The organism is Marinospirillum minutulum DSM 6287, assembly GCF_000422325.1.
In the GTDB taxonomy this organism is placed as follows: Bacteria; Pseudomonadota; Gammaproteobacteria; order Pseudomonadales; family Halomonadaceae; genus Marinospirillum; species Marinospirillum minutulum.
The window spans coordinates 163,303-181,250 of sequence record NZ_KE383818.1 but is presented as its reverse complement, the minus strand read 5'-3'; the positions used below and the strand labels follow the sequence as shown (position 1 = coordinate 181,250).

Here is a 17,948-nt window from a genome sequence, read left to right as displayed (position 1 = left end):
TCAAGTGTTTTATTGCGTATTTACTGAGGCTTCGTATCACAAAAAAACTCTACTTTTACTAAAGAAAGGTTAGCTAAGCTAGTGAGTTGAGCTGTAAAAAAGTAGAATGCTAGTATTACTTTTTTACCTAGCTATTTACTGAGGTTTTCCCATGCCTGTTTATCGTTCTCGTACTACTACTGCTGGCCGCAATATGGCTGGTGCTCGTGCTTTGTGGCGTGCCACGGGCATGAAAGATGATGATTTCCAAAAACCCATTATTGCTGTGGTCAATTCTTTTACTCAGTTTGTACCTGGCCATGTGCATTTAAAAGATATGGGGCAATTGGTTGCACGCCAAATTGAAAAAGCCGGTGGCGTTGCTAAAGAATTTAACACCATAGCTGTCGATGACGGTATTGCGATGGGTCACGATGGTATGCTTTATTCCTTACCTAGCCGCGATTTAATTGCTGATTCCGTTGAATACATGGTGAATGCGCACTGCGCTGATGCCATGGTGTGCATTTCTAACTGTGACAAAATTACTCCCGGAATGCTTATGGCTGCTATGCGCCTGAATATTCCAGTTATTTTTGTTTCAGGCGGCCCTATGGAGGCGGGTAAAACCAAGCTTTCTGAGCATAATCTAGATTTAGTCGATGCTATGGTAATTGCTGCCTCAGATGCATCGGATGAAGACGTTGCTGAATACGAACGTTCTGCCTGCCCTACCTGCGGTTCTTGTTCGGGTATGTTTACTGCTAACTCTATGAACTGTTTAACCGAAGCCTTAGGTTTATCTTTACCCGGTAACGGTACTCTGCTGGCAACCCACGCTGATCGCCGCGCTTTGTTTGAACAAGCCGGTGAGAAAATTGTTGCCATTACGCGCCAGCATTACGAACAGGATGATTATTCTGTTTTACCCCGCTCTATTGCCAATAAAGGTGCATTCAATAATGCGATGATTTTAGATATCGCTATGGGTGGTTCTACTAACACCATTTTGCACCTTTTAGCCTTAGCGCAAGAAGCAGAAGTTGATTTCACTTTAGAAGACATAGACCACCTATCTAAAAAAGTACCACAGCTATGTAAAGTTGCCCCTAACTCGCCCAAGTACCACGTTGAAGATGTTCACCGTGCTGGTGGTATTTTTGCTTTGTTGGGTGAGCTAGACCGTGCTGGTTTGTTAGATACTAGCCTACCAACGGTACATAGCCAGTCTTTGGCGGAAGCCTTAGAAACTTGGGATATTATGCGTAAGCCTACGCCTGAGGTTATCGAGTTCTACCGTGCAGGCCCAGCGGGTATTCCCACTCAACAAGCCTTTAGCCAGTCTACACGCTGGAACAACCTAGATGCCGACCGTGAAAATGGCTGTATTCGTGATTTAGCCCATGCCTACTCTCAAGAAGGTGGTTTAGCAGTACTTTATGGCAATTTGGCTGAAGATGGCTGCGTGGTTAAAACTGCGGGTATTGATGAAAGCATTTTGGTTTTCCGTGGTACAGCCCATGTCACTGAATCACAAGATGAAGCCGTGGCTAACGTGTTAGACGGCAAGGTAAAAGCAGGCGATGTGGTCATTGTTCGCTACGAAGGCCCTAAAGGTGGCCCGGGTATGCAAGAAATGCTTTACCCCACCAGCTATATAAAATCCAAAGGGTTAGGTGAGGTTTGTGCCTTGTTAACCGATGGTCGTTTCTCAGGTGGTACTTCGGGTTTATCTATTGGTCACGCTTCACCAGAAGCTGCTGCTGGTGGTGCGATAGGCTTGGTTGAAGATGGTGATTCCATTTTAATTGATATTCCTAACCGTACAATTAATGTTGAAATTAGTGATGAAGAAATGGCTAAGCGCCGTGCCGCGCAAGATGCTAAAGGCTGGAAACCTGCCAAACCACGTGAGCGCAAGGTTTCTGCTGCTTTGAAGGCTTATGCTATGTTGGCAACTTCTGCCGATAAGGGTGCAGTACGTGACCTTAGTAAGCTGGACTAAACAAGCCTTTGCCTTTCTACTAGCAGCAAGTCTGCTAGTAGGTTGCGCTGTTGCACCCAAGTTTGAACAGGCAACCCAAGCTGATTTATGGCAGTGTGAAGAAGGTAGCTTAATAGAAACACGCCTAGCGGGTGAACAGCTTTGGTTGCAATTACCTGCTTCAACGGAATGGTTGAAACTTACCCAACAAAGGGCAACGTCTGGTACTCGTTACGCTAATCAGGAAGGCACTTCCTTTTGGAATAACGGCACTAGGGCTAGGCTTGCCACACCTGTAAAAACTTGGCAAAGCTGCAACCTAGTTGCTTCAGGTAAGCCTAAAGAGCTAGCTAAACCCAACTTTATTGCTGGCACTAATGCTTCGCCCGATGCACTAGTTTTAAAAGCAACGGGGCATAATCCTGCTTGGACACTAGAGGCAAAACAAAATGGTCATTTGGTACTCTTGCAAAACTTTGGCACACAACGTATAACGTTTAAAGACTCAAAGCTTATTAAGCAGGATTTAATAAAAACCCTATACCAAGCCACAGACTCAGAAGGCAACCTGCTTAAATACAAGGTAGAAAATATTCTTTGTATTGAAATAAATACCGGAGAACCTTTTCCTCACCGAGTAGAGTTGCACTACCTAAACAAAAAACTGCAAGGTTGCGGACAAAGCTTTTAACCACTAACCTGTACACAACATATTATTCCAGCACACCCCCGCAACCTAGGTTGCGGGGGTGTGCTTTTTTAAAGGTAAAAACAATGATTGCTAAACTACATTTATTAATGAATGAACTAGACCATGCTCGCTTAGAAAAGCTAATCGACGAGGACAAATACGCTAAAATGCCGGTTGCCGAAGCCCTAGCAGAGCGCTTAGATAATGCTGATGTGGTACTACCAGAAGAAGTGCCAGCAGATTTAGTCAGTATGCACAGTCGGGTGAAATTTCGTGATTTGAAAGCTAATTTACTATTAGAAAAAGAGCTAGTTTATCCGCACAACCTTAACCCTGAAGCAACAGACCAAATTTCTATACTCGCGCCCCTAGGTGCGGCATTATTGGGTGCAAGGGTGGGTCAAGAAGTGCATTGGCAGCTACCTAACGGTAAAGATGCCGCTTTGGTTGTGGAAGAGATTCTGCATCAACCAGAAGCGGCAGGAGAACTACACCGCTAGCTGTTAACCATCGGCGTTAATTTTCTTAATTAACGCCTCTAGGGTTGCTTCTGCTTGGTCATTAGCAACCTGACAAGTACCTGCATTCAAGTGGCCACCACCATTGTACTTAAGGCATAGCTCACCCACATTCGTATTAGAGCTACGATTAAGTATAGACTTACCTACTGCAAATACAGTGTTCTGCTGTTTTAATCCCCACATAATGTGAATCGAAATATTAGTATTGGGATAAAGCGCATAGAGAGTAAAGCGGTTAGTTGCATAAATGGTTTCTTCATTACGCAAATCTAGCACCACTAAATTGTCATAAACCTTGGCACACTTTTGAATTTGCTGGCGTGCTTTACTGTCATGTTCAAAGTAAAGGTCGGTACGTTCTTTAACATCGGGCAGCTCAAGAATTTGCTTAATGGTGTGATTACGGCAGTAATCAATTAGCTGCATCATTAACTGGTAATTAGAAATTCGGAAATCGCGGAAGCGACCTAAGCCAGTACGCGCATCCATAATAAAGTTAAGTAGTACCCAATCATCTGGGTTCAATACTTCATCTTCATTAAATTGTGCTGCATCGCCTTTATCCACTGCGGCCATCATTTCATCCCAAGCTTCTGGGAAAGCACTATGACCGCCATAATACTGCCAAACCACACGAGCAGCTGAAGGTGCTTCTGCATCAATAATATGATTATCAGCCAAAACCTCATTACGCACGGTTTCACTTAAGTGGTGATCAAAAGCTAGATAGCAACCAGCAACATAAGGCAGGTTAGTGGTAATATCGTTGGGATCAATTTCAATTTTGCCATCCTGCATATCTTTTGGGTGCACAAATTGGATATCATCAATTAAATCCAAGTGCTTTAGCAAGGCAGCACAAACCAAACCATCGAAGTCACTGCGTGTGACTAACCGATATTTCTTTGACATAAAACTACTCCCAATCAACAATTTTTTTCATTTAAGATAAATATAAATTTAACTTTACCAAAAATAGCACTCTTACACTCATTTCAAAAGATCTAATCTGAGGCTTTCCTGTGATGAACCCAGCACAAACAACATCTGCTGCACCCCAACCTATTTTTTTAAAAGACTATTTGCCTCCCGCCTTTCTAGTGGAGCAGGTTTACCTAAACTTCTTACTTCACCCTACTCAAACAAGGGTTACAAGCCGCTTAGATTTTAAGCGTAACCCCGCTCGTAAAGAAGTCGACCTACCACTAGTGCTAGAAGGCCAAGAGTTAAAGCTTATTAGTATAAAGCTAAATGACAAATCACTTACACCCCAAGACTATCAGCTAGCTGATCAGCAGCTAACCTTAACTTCGCTACCCGACACTTTTACCTTAGAAGTAGACGTTGAAATCGACCCTTTAAACAACACTGCGTTAGAAGGCTTGTATCAATCCAGCGGTAACTTTTGTACCCAGTGTGAGGCAGAAGGTTTTCGCCGGATTACTTTTTACCCCGACCGTCCTGATGTGTTGGCTCGTTTTACCACGCGCATTGAAGCCGATAAAAACCTTTACCCTGTTTTATTATCCAACGGCAACCTTGTTGAACAAGGCGATTTAGAAAAGGGCAAACACTTTGCCTTGTGGCAAGACCCCTTTCCTAAACCAGCTTACTTGTTTGCTTTAGTGGCAGGTAACTTGCACCCAATTAAAGATACTTTTACTAGTTGCAGCGGGCGCGAAGTGGCCTTAGAGCTGTGGGTAGAAAAACAAAACCTGCACAAGGGTGAACACGCTTTGCGTTCACTTAAAGCCGCTATGCTATGGGACGAACAAACCTATGGCCGTGAATACGACTTAGCTATTTACATGATTGTTGCAGTTGATGATTTTAATATGGGCGCTATGGAAAATAAGGGCTTAAACGTTTTTAACTCTGCCTGCGTTTTAGCTGACCCTAAAAGTGAAACTGATGCTGCGTTTAATCGGGTAGAAAGCGTGGTGGCGCATGAGTATTTTCATAACTGGTCGGGCAATCGGGTTACTTGCCGTGATTGGTTTCAGCTGTCTTTAAAAGAAGGTTTTACCGTATTGCGTGACCAGCAGTTTAGTGCTGATATGAACTCATCAGCAGTTGAGCGTATTCAACAAGTTAGCAGGTTACGCACCGCCCAGTTTGCTGAAGATGCCGGTCCTACTGCCCACCCTGTTCGCCCTGAAAGCTATATAGAAATTAACAACTTTTATACCCTCACCATCTATGAAAAAGGTGCAGAGGTAGTGCGTATGCTAAGTGAGCTGCTGGGTAAAGCAACCTTTCGTAAAGGCTCCGACCTTTACTTTGAACGCTTCGATGGCCAAGCCGTTACCGTGGATGATTTTGTCGCCTGTATGGCAGAAGTATCTGGCCTAGATTTAAGCCAGTTTATGCTTTGGTATAGCCAAGCGGGTACGCCTGAGGTAACTGCCAGTGGTGAATACCATGCAGCAGAAAAAACTTATACTTTAACGCTTAAGCAGCAAATACCCGCAACGCCTGATCAGCCTTTAAAACAACCAATGTTGATCCCCATTAAGATGGGCTTAGTTGGCCCTGCTGGTGTAGATATTCCTATGGAAGTGAATGGCGAGTTTTGGGGTGCTGAGCGGGTTATTCAGCTTAAAGAGGCTGAACAAAGCTTTACCTTTTATAATTTAGAAGCCGAACCTGTACCTTCTTTATTACGTGGATTCTCAGCACCGATAAAACTAAACTTTGCTTACACTCGAGAGCAGCTAGCTTTTTTAATGACTTGCGACAGTGATGGTTTTAATCGTTGGGATGCGGGCCAACGCCTAGCATTACTCGCTTTACAAGGCTTAGTTAGCCAGCAGCAGGCAGGTGAAAAATTAAGCTTAGATTCATCGCTAATCCAAGCCTACAGTAAACTGCTTAAAGCCCCTGTAACAGACCCTGCTATTTTGGCAGAAATGCTTTTATTACCCTCTGAAGCTTATATTGCAGAGCAATACGCTGAAGTTGATATAGATGCCATCCATCAAGCAAGGGAGTTTGCTCGTAAAAGCTTAGCTAAAGAATTATATACTGACTTTTTACGCCTATACCAAGCGCATACAACTACCCAAAAATGGTCACCTGATGCTGAAGCAATAGCGGCAAGGCGCTTAAAAAATGTTTGCTTAAGTTGGTTAACCACCACAGAAAAAACCGAAGCGTTACAGCTAGCCCAAGCACAATTTAAGCAAGCCGATAACATGACTGACCAGCTAGCAGCCTTAACTTGTTTGGTTCACGCCCAGGATGCATCGGTGGGCAAAGAGGCTTTAGAAGCCTTTGCTAAGCAGTGGTCGCATGATGCTCTAGTGATGGATAGCTGGTTTAGTGTGCAGGCTTCTCGCCCTCACCCCGATGTTTTAGCTAGTGTGCAAACTTTAGAAAATCATTCTGCTTTTTCCATGAAAAACCCTAACAAGGTACGAGCATTAATCAGCGTTTTTGTAAACCAAAATAGAGTGAACTTTCATCGCAAAGATGCTGCTGGCTATCAGTTTTTAGCTAACAAGGTAATAGAGTTAAACCAACTTAACCCCCAAATAGCTGCGCGGCTGGTTATACCTTTAACCCGCTATAAGCGTATGGATAAGGTGAGACAAGGTTTAATGAAAAAGGCGTTAGAGCGAATTCAACAGCAGCCGTTAAGTGCTGACTTGTTTGAAATTATCAATAAAGCACTTGAGTAATTATTAGCTAGTCAAAATATAACACTTAAAACATATTCAACACATATAAAAGCACTATTTCTTTTTGGGTTAAAGATTTAGTGCTTTTTTTGTGATTTACCTAGCATATTTTAATATTTTTAATTTACATCATATCTCAGCCTGCTAATCTCAAAAAACTAAATACAAACGAAATCTTTGCTTAACATTAGAATCAACAAATAAAACATTAGATTTACATAATCCAGAGAGGCTCAGTATGGCTAGCAAGAACAATGGCACCTCGGTAGCACCTAAAGAGCGTATTAATATCTCTTACCGTCCAGCAACAGGTGATGCTAAAGCACAAGTAGAACTCCCTTTCAAAGCATTAGTATTGGGTCAGTTTAGGACCAGTGAAGACCCCTACAACATTCAAGAAAGAGAAACCATAAGCATTAACCGCCAAAACTTTAATGAAGTAATGGCTAGTATGGACTTAGAACTCAATTTTACCGTACCCAATCACCTTAATGATGAGTCTGAAGAGTTATCAATCAATATCCAACCTAAATCTTTGCAGGATATGGAGCCTGATGAACTAGCTTTAGCCATACCCGAATTAAAGAAAACCTTAGAGTTGCGTGATGCCCTAAAGGCATTAAAAGGGCCTTTAGGTAATACACCAGCTATGCGTAAAACCATTCAGCTAATGCTTGAAGATCAAGGCCAGCGTAAAAAGCTGTTATCTGAGTTAGGTCTGCAATCTTCAGCAGCAAAACCCAAAAATGAAAACGAAGAAACAAAATAAATTGGGGAAATAATACAATGATTGAACAAACCAAAGTACAACCACTGGTAGGTGAGATTCTTGAGTACACCCGCCTAGACGAAAATGATAGCGGCTATCAACTCGCTCACCAAGGTGTAGAAGTCTTATTAAGTGAGTTATTAAGTTTTGAAGAGCAACTTCCCCGCATAGATAAATCTTTTGTTGATCAAATGATTAAAGCATTAGATGAGCGCTTAGGTCAGCAGATGGACAGCATTCTTCATGCTACCGAATTTCAATCACTTGAAAGCACTTGGCGAGGCTTGAACTTTTTAGTTCAACGCACTGAGTTTAGTGAAAACATTCAAGTTGAGCTTTTTAACACTAGCCAAGAAGAACTGCTCGAAGATTTTGAAGATGCACCTGAAGTTAACCAAAGCGCCCTATTTAAGACAGTTTATACCAAAGAATATGGCCAATTTGGTGGTGAACCCTATGGCGTTATTATTGGTGATTATTCCTTTAGCCCTTCTACACAAGATATAAACCTTTTAGAACACCTAGCTTCTTTGTCGGCGATGACACATGCTCCTTTCATTGCAGGTACTTCACCTAAGTTCTTTGGGCTTACCAACTGGTCTGAATTACCTGACCTAAATGAAGTAGAGTCTATGTTTGAAGGACCCCAGTACATTAAATGGCGCGCCTTACGTGAACAAGATAACTCTCGCAACCTAGGTTTAACCTTACCTCGCCTAATGGGACGCCCCTTATTTGGTGAAGACAAGCCAGTACGCAGTTTTGTTTATCAAGAAGAAGTCAGCGCTGGTGATTCAGACTACCTCTGGATTAATGCAAGTTACGCTTATGCAACCCGCTTAATGGATAGCTTTGCACGTTACCGCTGGTGCCCTAATATTATTGGCCCTCAATCTGGCGGCGCTGTTTTAAACCTACCTATTCACCTGACTGAACTAGAAGGAACGCCGCTACTAAATGGTCCAGCAGAAACCATTATTTCTGACCGTAAAGAATATGAAATCTCTGAGTTGGGTTTTATTCCCCTAACTCAAAGAAAAAATGCAGACAACGCAACCTTCTTTTCTTCTAACTCGGTACAGCAGCCTAAGTATTTTGGTACTGATCCTGAAGCGAAGGTTGCTGAGTTGAATTACCGTCTAGGTACTCAGCTTCCTTATTTGTTCATCATTAACCGTTTAGCCCACTACATAAAAGTTTTACAGCGTGAAAACTTAGGTAGCTGGAAAAGCCGTTCCGACCTTGAAAGCGAGCTAAACCGATGGATTCGCCAGTATGTCGCCGACCAAGAGAACCCATCGCCTGCCACTCGCAGTCAACGCCCATTACGACGCGCCTTAATTCAAGTTACCGAGGTTGACGGTGATGCTGGCTGGTATCAGGTTAGCCTAGAAGTAACCCCCCACTTCAAGTTTATGGGTGCTAATTTCACCCTTTCTTTAACAGGTTTGCTAGATAGAGTTTAAAGCTTGCTTACCCATTAGGATTAATAAAAAGAGGATACAACCATGCCAAATGTTATTTATATGACGATTGAAACTGCTGATGGTGACAACCTAAGTGAAGGCGCATCTAGCCAAGAAAGTATTGGTGCATTTTTCAAATCGGGTCATGAAGATGAAATTTTTGTAACTGGCTTTGAACAAAAAGTAAGCGTACCTACCGATCGCTTAACAGGCCAAGTAACGGGCAACCGTAAACACGAGTACCTACAAGTTCGTAAGCTAATTGATAAAAGTTCACCACTACTTTTTCAATGCTTGGCTGAGCCAAAGTCACTTAACTGCAGCCTAAATTTTTACCGTAGCGCAGATACCGGTAGTGATGGTCAACCGGTGCACTATTACACCATTGATTTAGAAGGCGCCAAGGTTGTTAGCATTATCACTGTTTCACCTGACTTTTTAGACCCAGCTAATGACTCTATTAGTGCCTACGAAGAAGTGCGCTTAACTTACAGCAGCATTACTTGGAACCATGAAACCGCTTCAAGTACTGCTATAGATAACTGGGCTGGTGAGTAAACAAACCATGAAAGCTCATTCTTGGCTAATTTATCTGTTCATTGCTCTGTTGCTAGGAGGCTGTGCAGGTAAACCTGTGGATGAGTGGACAGGTTATATCGAGCCTGAGTATCAGGCTTCAGATAGCTTGTCTAACTGGGAGTGGGTTACCGCTAGACAGCAGTGGGAATATGAAGGTAAGGAATGGACGCCTCCCCACCTTCCAGTAGGTGCAGCAAGCTATGAGCCTAAATCTATTGCTCTCCACCTTAAGGCAAGTAACCAACTCAATACTCAGGCAGGTGAAGCACGCACACTGGTACTTAAACTTATACAAATGAGTAGCCCAGCTGAACTTGATAACTACCGTTCTTCTTCATTTCGTCTTGCAGACTTAATGGCTGCAGATTCCACTCAGTTAAGTGGCGATTTCTTAAGAGAAAGTAGCGTTATCTTGGCACCTGGAGAAACTAAAAGCCTTGCTTTAGATAGAGTTAAAGGGGCTTCCTACTTAGTTGTATTGGCAGGTTATTTTCAAATGACCGATGACGCCAGTGTTCGTTTAGTTTCTATTCCAGCTGTTACAGGGCGCACAGTTTCTTATGTGAATAAAAAGCGCTGGTGGTGGCCTTTTGCTTGGCGACCTTTTAAAGGGCCAGTTACTTCTCCAGCAGGGGATGCTGCAAGACTAAAAATTTGGCTAGAAATAGGCGAAGAGCGTATTGATAGCCTACGTGCCAGAGCTTTCTAATCCCTAGTAACCCTAGAAGAACAAAGGAAAATAACCTTGACCAACAAACCAATTTACTGGCATCAAGGACTGTTTTTACAGCCGCATCATTTCCAGTACCTAGATGCCTTTCACCTAGACACACAGCAGGCTATACGTGAAAACCTCTTAGCCTTACCTTGGGGGGTTGCTTTTAGCGATCTAGACACAGGTGCATTAGCGGCTGGCAAGGTTAGCTTCAAACACCTTCGAGTGTTATTACGCGATGGTAGTTGGTTAAGTTTTCCTGAGAATGCGCAATTAAAAGACTTATATTTGCAAGATGACATTTGGCCAGATAACCGTGAACCCTTGCAAATTCACTTGGTTGTTGCTTCAAAAAACCAGCGCCATGCTGTTCAAAGTACTAACACGCCTAGCCGACATCAGTCACCTCGTTATAGCCTAAATGATAGACCAGAATCCTTAACTGACTATTACCAAGCGGGCGATTCCGTACAAACACCTTTGCTCACATTTAATGCCAGCTTAGTAACCACTGAGCAGCTTAATGGTATGACTGGAGTTGAAAGCTTACCTGTTGCTAGGCTTGTCTTACTCAATGAACAGGTTTGCCCAGACCCAGATTACTTACCCCCCTTGTTAAGGATTAATGCGCTACCTGAAATGACAGCTTGGGTAAGAAACTTGCGTGATGAACTCTTATCCCGTGGCACTCAGTTAGAAGACTATAAATTGTCACCAACCAACTACCGTGGCTCAGAGTTCAATCCCCAGTTACTTCGCTACCGCATGGCGTTGCAAACGATAGGACGCACAATTCAAACCTTAACTCACCTCTTAGAGCTAGGAAACGTTGCACCTGAGCGCGTTTATCAGGAAGCAAGAATGCTAGTTGCTGAACTGAGTTGCTTTTCAGTAACAGCTAATATACGAGGTGAAATATCAGGATCTAACCTTAAGCTACCAAATTATGATCACTTAGATTTAGGTCGCTGCTTTACAACAGCTCGACAAATCATTAACCGACTAATTAATGAAATAGCCATAGGCTCTGAATCTTTAGCTAGGTTTAACCAGCAAGAAAATGGCAATTTAGTTTTAGAACTACCAAGAAAATTCTTAGAAGTAGGGCAACAGCTCTTCTTGGTTGTTAAAACTCAATTAAGTCGTGAAAAGTGGCTAGAAAGCTTCCTTAGATATTCAAAATTAGGCACACCAACACTAGTTCCTGTTTATCAGTCTAGGGCTTTACCAGGGGTAGAAAAAAACCTACTGGAAGTTCGTCCCGAGGGCTTACCACAACGCCCTAACTCAACCTATTTTTCTTTAAGCACCCAAGATGAAGCTTGGTTACCTATAGAAAGAGAAGGAGTAATTGAGCTGGCATGGCCTGATATGCCAGATGACTTAACACTTGAACTAGTCGCATTAAAGGGGTGAAATCATGCGACTAATCGACTGTTTTATTGATGTACTAGCTTACGTCAAACAACTACAAAAAAGCATTTCTGAAGGCGAGCAGCCAAGTTATAAGGATGTAAAAACCGAAGTCGAACGGCGTTTAGCAGATAAAGCTCTGGTTTATGCATCCTTAGGATACCGCCGCGAACACTACGAACAAGCACGCTTTGCCATTATTGCTTACATAGACGAAGTGTTACTTTCTTGTAATTGGCAAGAAGCCAACCTTTGGAATGCCAACCAACTACAAAAAAGCTACTACGACACAGCTAAAGCAGGGGAAGAGTTTTTTAATCGACTAGGTGAACTAACCTTAATTGACCCAGCAGATAGAGACGTACGTGAAGTTTATTACTACTGCTTAGCACTGGGTTTTTCTGGGCGTTATTTCTCTCCTAGCGAAAGAAGTAAGCTTGACAGTATGCGGTTAGAAAACTTTGAGTTGTTGTCGCAAGGCCAAAAGTTACCTTGGACAGATGAACGCGCTGTTTTAACCCCAGAGGCCTACCCTCCCAACCTCATAACTAAACAACCTAAATACTCACGCTACACCCTATATCCTTTTTACGTAGGTGCTCCACTACTGGGTATTTTATTACTTTATGTAGTCATGCGGGTTGAGGTTTTGTCGTTAGTTCAACGACTGGTGGCGTTAATTTAGCGCATCAGCAGACTTTCCATTAAAGGGCTTATTCTGTGAAAACTCTATTTAAAGTTCTCTTACTTATTATTATTTGGGGCCTAATAACCACAGCCGCAATTTTTGGTGCTCTACTACTTGGCTACTCGCTTGAAAACGGGGTTATTTTAGCCTTTGTATTGTTTGCAGCTTGGTTAACCTTACGTTTAGGTAAAAAGTTAATTATTCGTCTTCAGGCCAGAGCAAGAGCCAAGCGACTTTTAAAAGAAGCCGGTGCCGCAGGTGATGAGCAGTCTATCACCACCGATACCAATGCCTTAGATGCTCGCTTTAAAGACGTGCTTAGCTTTTTACGCAATAGTCCGTTACAAGATAGACGCCTACACCCTAACTATGCTTTGCCTTGGTTTTTACTATTAAGTAACGCTAGCCTTGCTTCTAACTGGATAAAAGCTGCAAAAGTTACTCTGCCAACCGATGCAGAAAACCGTTTTACCGGCCCAGAAAGCGAAGTAACTTTTTGGCCTTATAACGAAAGCCTAATAATGCAATTACCCAGAAACCTCTACAACAAAGAAGGTAATCATGCACCAGAAGGTCGTCGTTTATTACAGCTCTTAGTTGCTAACCGCCAAGAAGAGCCTATCAATGGCTTAGTGCTACCTATCGACTGGCAAGAATTAGAAAACCAAAGTGAAGAAGAGCTTTATGAGCAGGGTATTAAACTACGAGACTTATTAGGCCAGCTAGTCAAACAGCTAAAAACTCAGTTCCCTGTTTATTTAGTAATTACAGGATTAGACCAATTAAAAGGTACTCACAGCTGGGCTACCTATTTACCACAACACCTTAAAGAGCAAGCCTTTGGTTGCTTAAATGTGCAAAAGGCTGATGCCGAGAGTTTTGTTGAAGAAAGCATACAAAAACTGGCTGAACGATTAAAAGACCTTAATATTTTTGTATTAAGAGGTGGCAAGGTAGACCCTGATGCCCTCGTTTTGCCTAGCCGTCTTGGTGAACTTTCAACTAGATTACGCAACTTTACTCGTGGCATTTTCCAAGAAAGTGTTTTTGAAGAGTTACCTAACCTGCGTGGTTTTTATTTAGCTGGTAGCCTAAATAACGGGGCCTCAACTGAAGGAATTTTCTGTCACGATCTTTTAACCCGTGTGCTGCCCAATGAACGAACGCATGTCACACGCCTGCCTGCTGCTGTACGTGCCGAGCGAGCAGTTCGCAACCTTTGGATAAGTGGTTATGCATTAATCTGTTTATTGCTTGTCGGTAGCCTAGGCTTAATTTACAGGCAGGATGTTTTATTTTTAGACGATATTAGTCAACGCTATGCTGGCAACCTAGTAGAGCAAAGTGACTTTGCAAGCAACATTAAGGTTAATCAGCAGTTTTCTACCCTAATTGAACAGCTAGAGAACCGTAGCTTTTTACCTTGGATAAATGACGTCACAGCAACGCCAGACTTTATGCAACGTTTGCAGCGCATTTTTGTACAGCGTGTAGAGCAAAACTTAATGCTTCTACTCGATAGGCGCTTGCAACTGAGTGCTGAACAAAAACTGTTCGAAAGCAACCTTAGTGGCAATGAGTTAGGCCAAGAAATGGCAAGGTTTGTTAGTCAGCTAGTGCGTGAAATCAATTTGCTGCAAGCTTATATCGATGGAGCTTCCTTAGATAGTTTAGCGGCTATGCCTCCTGCTTACTCTCAACAGGATGATGCAAGCTTAGCTGCTTTAAACATGTCGCAACTCACGACACTCAATCGCCTTCATTTACTCCACCTAGTTTGGAATGAAAATCCTGAACGCATGGAAGCACGTTTAAAAAGTAAGCGTGTTTACCTACAGCGTATTTTGGCACAAAGCCCTGGCAGTATCGATTGGCTGATAGATTGGGGCAACCTTTCTGCAGGGGAGCATGAAGTACGCTTGGGGGAGTACTGGCGGGGCATTCGCGCATCCAATAATGTACGAGTACCCGCCGCCTTCACCGTTGCTGGAAAAACAAAAATTGACGACTTTATTGAGCAACTCTTAGAAACCCAAGATATCGCTGATCAAGTTAATACACTGATTCCTGGTTTTGCAGAAAACTACCGTGCACGTTACCTAGATGCTTGGAAACAATTTGCCTTGGCCTTCCAAAATGGTGTTGATGTTTTAGAAGGTCCTAACTCTTGGCGCGAAGCAATAGACTTACAAGCAACGAGTCGCAACCAGCACTTTTTAGTGCTTGACCGTATGGCAAGTGAGTTAAAGCCTTTTATGGATGAAAACTCGCCAGAGTGGGTTTATATGTTAGAGCTTTATGCAGATATGAATGCCTTAGCGCCAAACGAAACCGATACAGGTGCTTTAAAAAAAATCACCTTAAAAATTCTTAAGCGTGCAGGCAAGGTCGGAAAAATGGCCGCCAAAGCTGGTAAGAAGGTGGGTACTGGTGAAGCTATAAAAGATGAGCAGGCTTTAATGGTTGAGCGTGCAGCCAAACTATTAGCGGAATATCGTGCCAATATCCGCGAGCTAACTAAAGAATCACAAATTAAATCCATTGCACATTTAAGTATGCAAGATTTGTATAACAACCCTGATGACCCTGCCAAAGGGCAAACCGCTTTAGCAACTGGCTACCGTCAGTTACAAGACATTCAGGGATTACTTGGCCGCAACACCAACTTTAATGAACCTTTTTGGGCGGTATTTCGTGGCCCTTTAAATATGTTTCGTCGTTTTTTAGTTCAAGAGTCTTCTAATCAACTGCAAACCGTATGGGAAGAAAAGTTTTTAGCTGCTTCAGAAGGCGTACCTGAAGATCGTATGGCTGGTTTTCTTTATTCTGAAGGTGGATTGCTTTGGTCTTTTTTTGATGAACAACTCAGCCCCTTTGTACAAAGGCGCTTTGGTGCTGGCTATGCAAGCCGCTCAGCTTTTGGTGTTCCCTACCCAGTTAATCGAGAGTTACTTGGCTTTTTAAGTAAGGCGGATGAATACCGCAAACAAAACCGTGACAACTACTCAGTCATTCTTAATACACGTCCCATCACTGTTAATTCAGGTGCCAAAAAGCTGCCGAGTCGCACTTTATTAGAAATGCAATGTGAAAATGGTTTACAAGAACTAGAAAACCTAAATTATCGTCAAGCAGCTGAGTTTAATTGGTCACTTAACTGCACTCATGTACGTTTAACCATTCAGGTAGATAACTATCAGCTAGTAAAGAATTACTCTGGTCACTATGGCTTCCCTAGATTTTTAGAAGAGTTTGCTCAAGGTTCACGGCGCTTTAATCGTTCTGAGTTTCCACTCTATGAGGAACGCTTAGCAGAATGGAATATTCAATACTTTGATATTCAATTTGGTTTAAGAGGGCACACCAAGGTTATTGATGTTCTCACAGCCAGTCGTCAGCGCCTTCCTAGGCACATAGTTCGTGGAGATCTACTCTAATGAATGCTGTCCTTCGCACTAGCCTTCCTTTTGATGCAACTTTGGGCAGCAGTAAAGCAGCGCCACTACCCTGCAAGGTTTTAATCTTGGCTGATTTAGGCTTAACTAAAGAAAACTTGGTAGTTTATAACGCCCAACATTATGCCAGTTTTAGTCAGTGGTTAGCGCATCAGCAGCTTGAGTTTAAAATAGACTTACCTGAGTTAGGCGAGTTAACACTTGCTATTAAAAGCCTAGATGATTTGCACCCTTCACAGCTTTTTAACTGTGTTTTAGAGCAGCTTCCCCAAGTTTTAACTAGTGATGACTTTCAGCAGTTAAAGCAAAAAAAACTCGCTATGCAATTGGTCAATAAGCTTTTGCAACTTTCTTATATTCGTCAATTAGAGGCAACTTGGCGAAATATTGACCGTTTAATAAAAAAAGCTGCTACGAGTTCTGCAACAGAAGTTCTGTTTATTCACCAAAGTCGAGCTGAGTTGCATCAGAACCTTAGCACCACGCTAATAGAAGAAAGCCCTCTCTTCCAAAAGATTTATGCTGAAGAGCTGGGCCAGTATGGTGGCACACCTTTTAGCCTAATCTTGGTAGATCATGCTTGGTCAAATAACCAACAAGACCTAGATGACTTAGCCACCTTAGCCAGTCTAGGACAACTAGCCCATGCTCCCGTTCTTACGGGTGTCTGCGCTAGTTTATTTGGCTTAAACTCCTTTACCCAAAACATTACTGCAGAGCAGGCTTTAGACCTAGCCGGCAATAAGCGGTTTATTAAACTGCGTCAACTAATGCAACAGCCTGCTAGTCGTTATTTAAGCCTCCTTTTGCCCAGAGTTCTGGTTAGACCACCCTACGAATTACAAATGTCAGCTGGCTTATTTCAAGAGCAAGCAGCCGAAGGTGAAAGCAGCTTACTTTGGGGGAATCCTTGTTACTCCTTAGCTAGCTTGGTGTTACATAGCTTCCAAAGCCATGGTGGCTATACAGGGATGTTAAATTCACCAGGCGACGAAGACACCTTAGCTCCGCCTTATCAGCTTAACCCCTACTCACCTTCACTTGCTCCCTTAGAAGCTCGCTGGTCACAAGAGACTATTTCAGCTTTTACACGTCAAGGTTTTACCTTAGCTGGCGTAGGTAAAAATAACAGAGTGGCTTTTGAGCAACCCGTGTCTTTTCATTTAGGTAGCCATACCAGCCAAGAAGTTGACCCAGATTACCAGCTACCTTATTTGTTGACTTTAAGTAGAGTAGCGCACTATTTAAAACTGGTGCTACGTGAGCAATTAGGTAGCAGTGATACTTTAAACAGCTTAGAAACACGCCTAAACCAATGGCTACAAACCAGTGTTTCAGCACAAGAAAAACCTTCGCTTGAAGTCATGCACCGCAAACCTTTTCGTGAAGCTAAACTGCAAATTATTACTCCAAACAGCCAGCTGCCAGAAATCCATTTGCAGCTAACACCCCATTTAAAACACCAGGGTCAAAGCTTCACGCTTAACTTAACTTCGTCCTTAGCAGGAGATATTCATGGCTAGACCTGGCTATATGAAAATTACCGGAAAAAACCTTGGAGCCATAGAAGGTAGCTTTAAGGATAGCCGCATAGGCGAGGGGTTAATTAAAGTTTTGGCCTTCCAACATAGCCTTGATCGTCATGGCGAAGGCCAGGGTGGTGTTCTAGGCGGCAGTGTTGTTCATCGACCCGCCGAACTATTAAAACCTATAGATTTTTCTTCACCACTTTTAAATCAAGCTTTATGCGAGCAAGACAGTTTAGAAGTTTTGCTTACTTGGTATCAACCAGATGAAGAAGGCCAGCCTTCCGTTATTTATGAAATAGAAATGAAAGGTGCTCAGCTACTTTCTGTCACTACTGAAATGCCAGACTGCACTCTACCTCAACAAGATAGTTGGCAATACTTAGAGAGGGTTAGGTTAGTTTATCAAACCATTATTTGGCGTTACGGTGCTGGTGGAGAACAAGAATTTGAAGCAACCGTAGAAACAGGGGGCAACTAAA

The 17,948-nt window shown here is 42.7% G+C and carries 14 protein-coding genes; 13 read left to right on the top strand and 1 reads right to left on the bottom strand.

The features are described from left to right. The first annotated feature begins 151 nt into the window (after window positions 1-151). The 3 genes from ilvD (at window position 152) to rnk (ending at window position 3,154) form a co-directional block, all read left to right on the top strand. Window positions 152-1,984, top strand: a complete 1,833-nt coding sequence (gene ilvD, locus H571_RS0110375; protein ID WP_027849250.1) for a dihydroxy-acid dehydratase — start codon at window positions 152-154, stop codon at window positions 1,982-1,984. Next, on the top strand, window positions 1,962-2,654 hold the full coding sequence (locus H571_RS0110370) for an MliC family protein (RefSeq protein WP_027849249.1): 693 nt from the start codon (window positions 1,962-1,964) through the stop codon (window positions 2,652-2,654). Before ilvD ends, H571_RS0110370 begins: the two co-directional genes overlap by 23 nt. Window positions 2,655-2,737: 83 nt before the next feature. Continuing rightward, the gene (gene rnk / locus H571_RS0110365; RefSeq protein WP_211219789.1) at window positions 2,738-3,154 is read left to right on the top strand and encodes a nucleoside diphosphate kinase regulator; all 417 of its coding nucleotides are present in this window, start codon (window positions 2,738-2,740) and stop codon (window positions 3,152-3,154) included. Window positions 3,155-3,157: 3 nt separating this feature from the next. Here rnk and H571_RS0110360 read toward each other — a convergent pair whose 3' ends face one another. Continuing rightward, window positions 3,158-4,087 (bottom strand): DHH family phosphoesterase, encoded by a 930-nt coding sequence (locus H571_RS0110360; RefSeq protein ID WP_027849247.1) that lies wholly within the window; start codon window positions 4,085-4,087, stop codon window positions 3,158-3,160. Window positions 4,088-4,200: 113 nt separating this feature from the next. On the opposite strand from H571_RS0110360, the gene pepN reads away from it, so the two are divergent. The 10 genes from pepN (at window position 4,201) to tssD (H571_RS0110310) (ending at window position 17,947) form a co-directional block, all read left to right on the top strand. Further along, complete coding sequence (pepN, locus tag H571_RS0110355; protein WP_036218113.1) at window positions 4,201-6,855, top strand: aminopeptidase N; 2,655 nt, start codon at window positions 4,201-4,203, stop codon at window positions 6,853-6,855. A gap of 238 nt (window positions 6,856-7,093) precedes the next feature. Next, window positions 7,094-7,624: a type VI secretion system contractile sheath small subunit gene (gene tssB, locus H571_RS0110350; RefSeq protein ID WP_027849245.1), complete on the top strand. Its 531-nt coding sequence runs from the start codon at window positions 7,094-7,096 to the stop codon at window positions 7,622-7,624. Between the two features lie 17 nt (window positions 7,625-7,641). Beyond that, entirely contained in the window at window positions 7,642-9,090 is a 1,449-nt protein-coding gene (gene tssC / locus H571_RS0110345; RefSeq protein ID WP_036218112.1) for a type VI secretion system contractile sheath large subunit, read from the top strand. 42 nt (window positions 9,091-9,132) lie between these two features. Further along, window positions 9,133-9,648, top strand: a complete 516-nt coding sequence (gene tssD, locus H571_RS0110340; protein ID WP_036218109.1) for a type VI secretion system tube protein TssD — start codon at window positions 9,133-9,135, stop codon at window positions 9,646-9,648. Window positions 9,649-9,655: 7 nt separating this feature from the next. Continuing rightward, complete coding sequence (gene tssJ, locus H571_RS0110335) at window positions 9,656-10,378, top strand: type VI secretion system lipoprotein TssJ (protein WP_027849242.1); 723 nt, start codon at window positions 9,656-9,658, stop codon at window positions 10,376-10,378. A gap of 36 nt (window positions 10,379-10,414) precedes the next feature. After that, the gene (gene tssK / locus H571_RS0110330; RefSeq protein ID WP_027849241.1) at window positions 10,415-11,800 is read left to right on the top strand and encodes a type VI secretion system baseplate subunit TssK; all 1,386 of its coding nucleotides are present in this window, start codon (window positions 10,415-10,417) and stop codon (window positions 11,798-11,800) included. A 4-nt stretch (window positions 11,801-11,804) separates the two neighbouring features. Further along, window positions 11,805-12,482, top strand: coding sequence for a type IVB secretion system protein IcmH/DotU (gene icmH, locus H571_RS14910; RefSeq protein ID WP_051168283.1), 678 nt, complete (start codon window positions 11,805-11,807; stop codon window positions 12,480-12,482). A gap of 35 nt (window positions 12,483-12,517) precedes the next feature. After that, window positions 12,518-15,922 (top strand): type VI secretion protein IcmF/TssM N-terminal domain-containing protein, encoded by a 3,405-nt coding sequence (locus tag H571_RS0110320; protein ID WP_027849240.1) that lies wholly within the window; start codon window positions 12,518-12,520, stop codon window positions 15,920-15,922. After that, the gene (locus tag H571_RS0110315; protein WP_027849239.1) at window positions 15,922-17,463 is read left to right on the top strand and encodes a type VI secretion system contractile sheath domain-containing protein; all 1,542 of its coding nucleotides are present in this window, start codon (window positions 15,922-15,924) and stop codon (window positions 17,461-17,463) included. Before H571_RS0110320 ends, H571_RS0110315 begins: the two co-directional genes overlap by 1 nt. Then, the gene (gene tssD, locus H571_RS0110310; RefSeq protein ID WP_027849238.1) at window positions 17,456-17,947 is read left to right on the top strand and encodes a type VI secretion system tube protein TssD; all 492 of its coding nucleotides are present in this window, start codon (window positions 17,456-17,458) and stop codon (window positions 17,945-17,947) included. The genes H571_RS0110315 and tssD (H571_RS0110310) overlap by 8 nt, the downstream gene beginning before the upstream one ends. The last annotated feature ends 1 nt before the right edge of the window (window position 17,948 follow it).

Excerpts from the sequence above, each read along its gene's own strand:
- ilvD (WP_027849250.1), top strand. The coding sequence starts at position 152 with ATGCCTGTTTATCGTTCTCGTACTACTACTGCTGGCCGCAATATGGCT.
- rnk (WP_211219789.1), top strand. The coding sequence starts at position 2,738 with ATGATTGCTAAACTACATTTATTAATGAATGAACTAGACCATGCTCGC.
- H571_RS0110360 (WP_027849247.1), bottom strand. The coding sequence starts at position 4,087 with ATGTCAAAGAAATATCGGTTAGTCACACGCAGTGACTTCGATGGTTTG.
- pepN (WP_036218113.1), top strand. The coding sequence starts at position 4,201 with ATGAACCCAGCACAAACAACATCTGCTGCACCCCAACCTATTTTTTTA.
- tssB (WP_027849245.1), top strand. The coding sequence starts at position 7,094 with ATGGCTAGCAAGAACAATGGCACCTCGGTAGCACCTAAAGAGCGTATT.
- tssC (WP_036218112.1), top strand. The coding sequence starts at position 7,642 with ATGATTGAACAAACCAAAGTACAACCACTGGTAGGTGAGATTCTTGAG.
- tssD (WP_036218109.1), top strand. The coding sequence starts at position 9,133 with ATGCCAAATGTTATTTATATGACGATTGAAACTGCTGATGGTGACAAC.
- tssJ (WP_027849242.1), top strand. The coding sequence starts at position 9,656 with ATGAAAGCTCATTCTTGGCTAATTTATCTGTTCATTGCTCTGTTGCTA.
- icmH (WP_051168283.1), top strand. The coding sequence starts at position 11,805 with ATGCGACTAATCGACTGTTTTATTGATGTACTAGCTTACGTCAAACAA.
- H571_RS0110315 (WP_027849239.1), top strand. The coding sequence starts at position 15,922 with ATGAATGCTGTCCTTCGCACTAGCCTTCCTTTTGATGCAACTTTGGGC.
- tssD (WP_027849238.1), top strand. The coding sequence starts at position 17,456 with ATGGCTAGACCTGGCTATATGAAAATTACCGGAAAAAACCTTGGAGCC.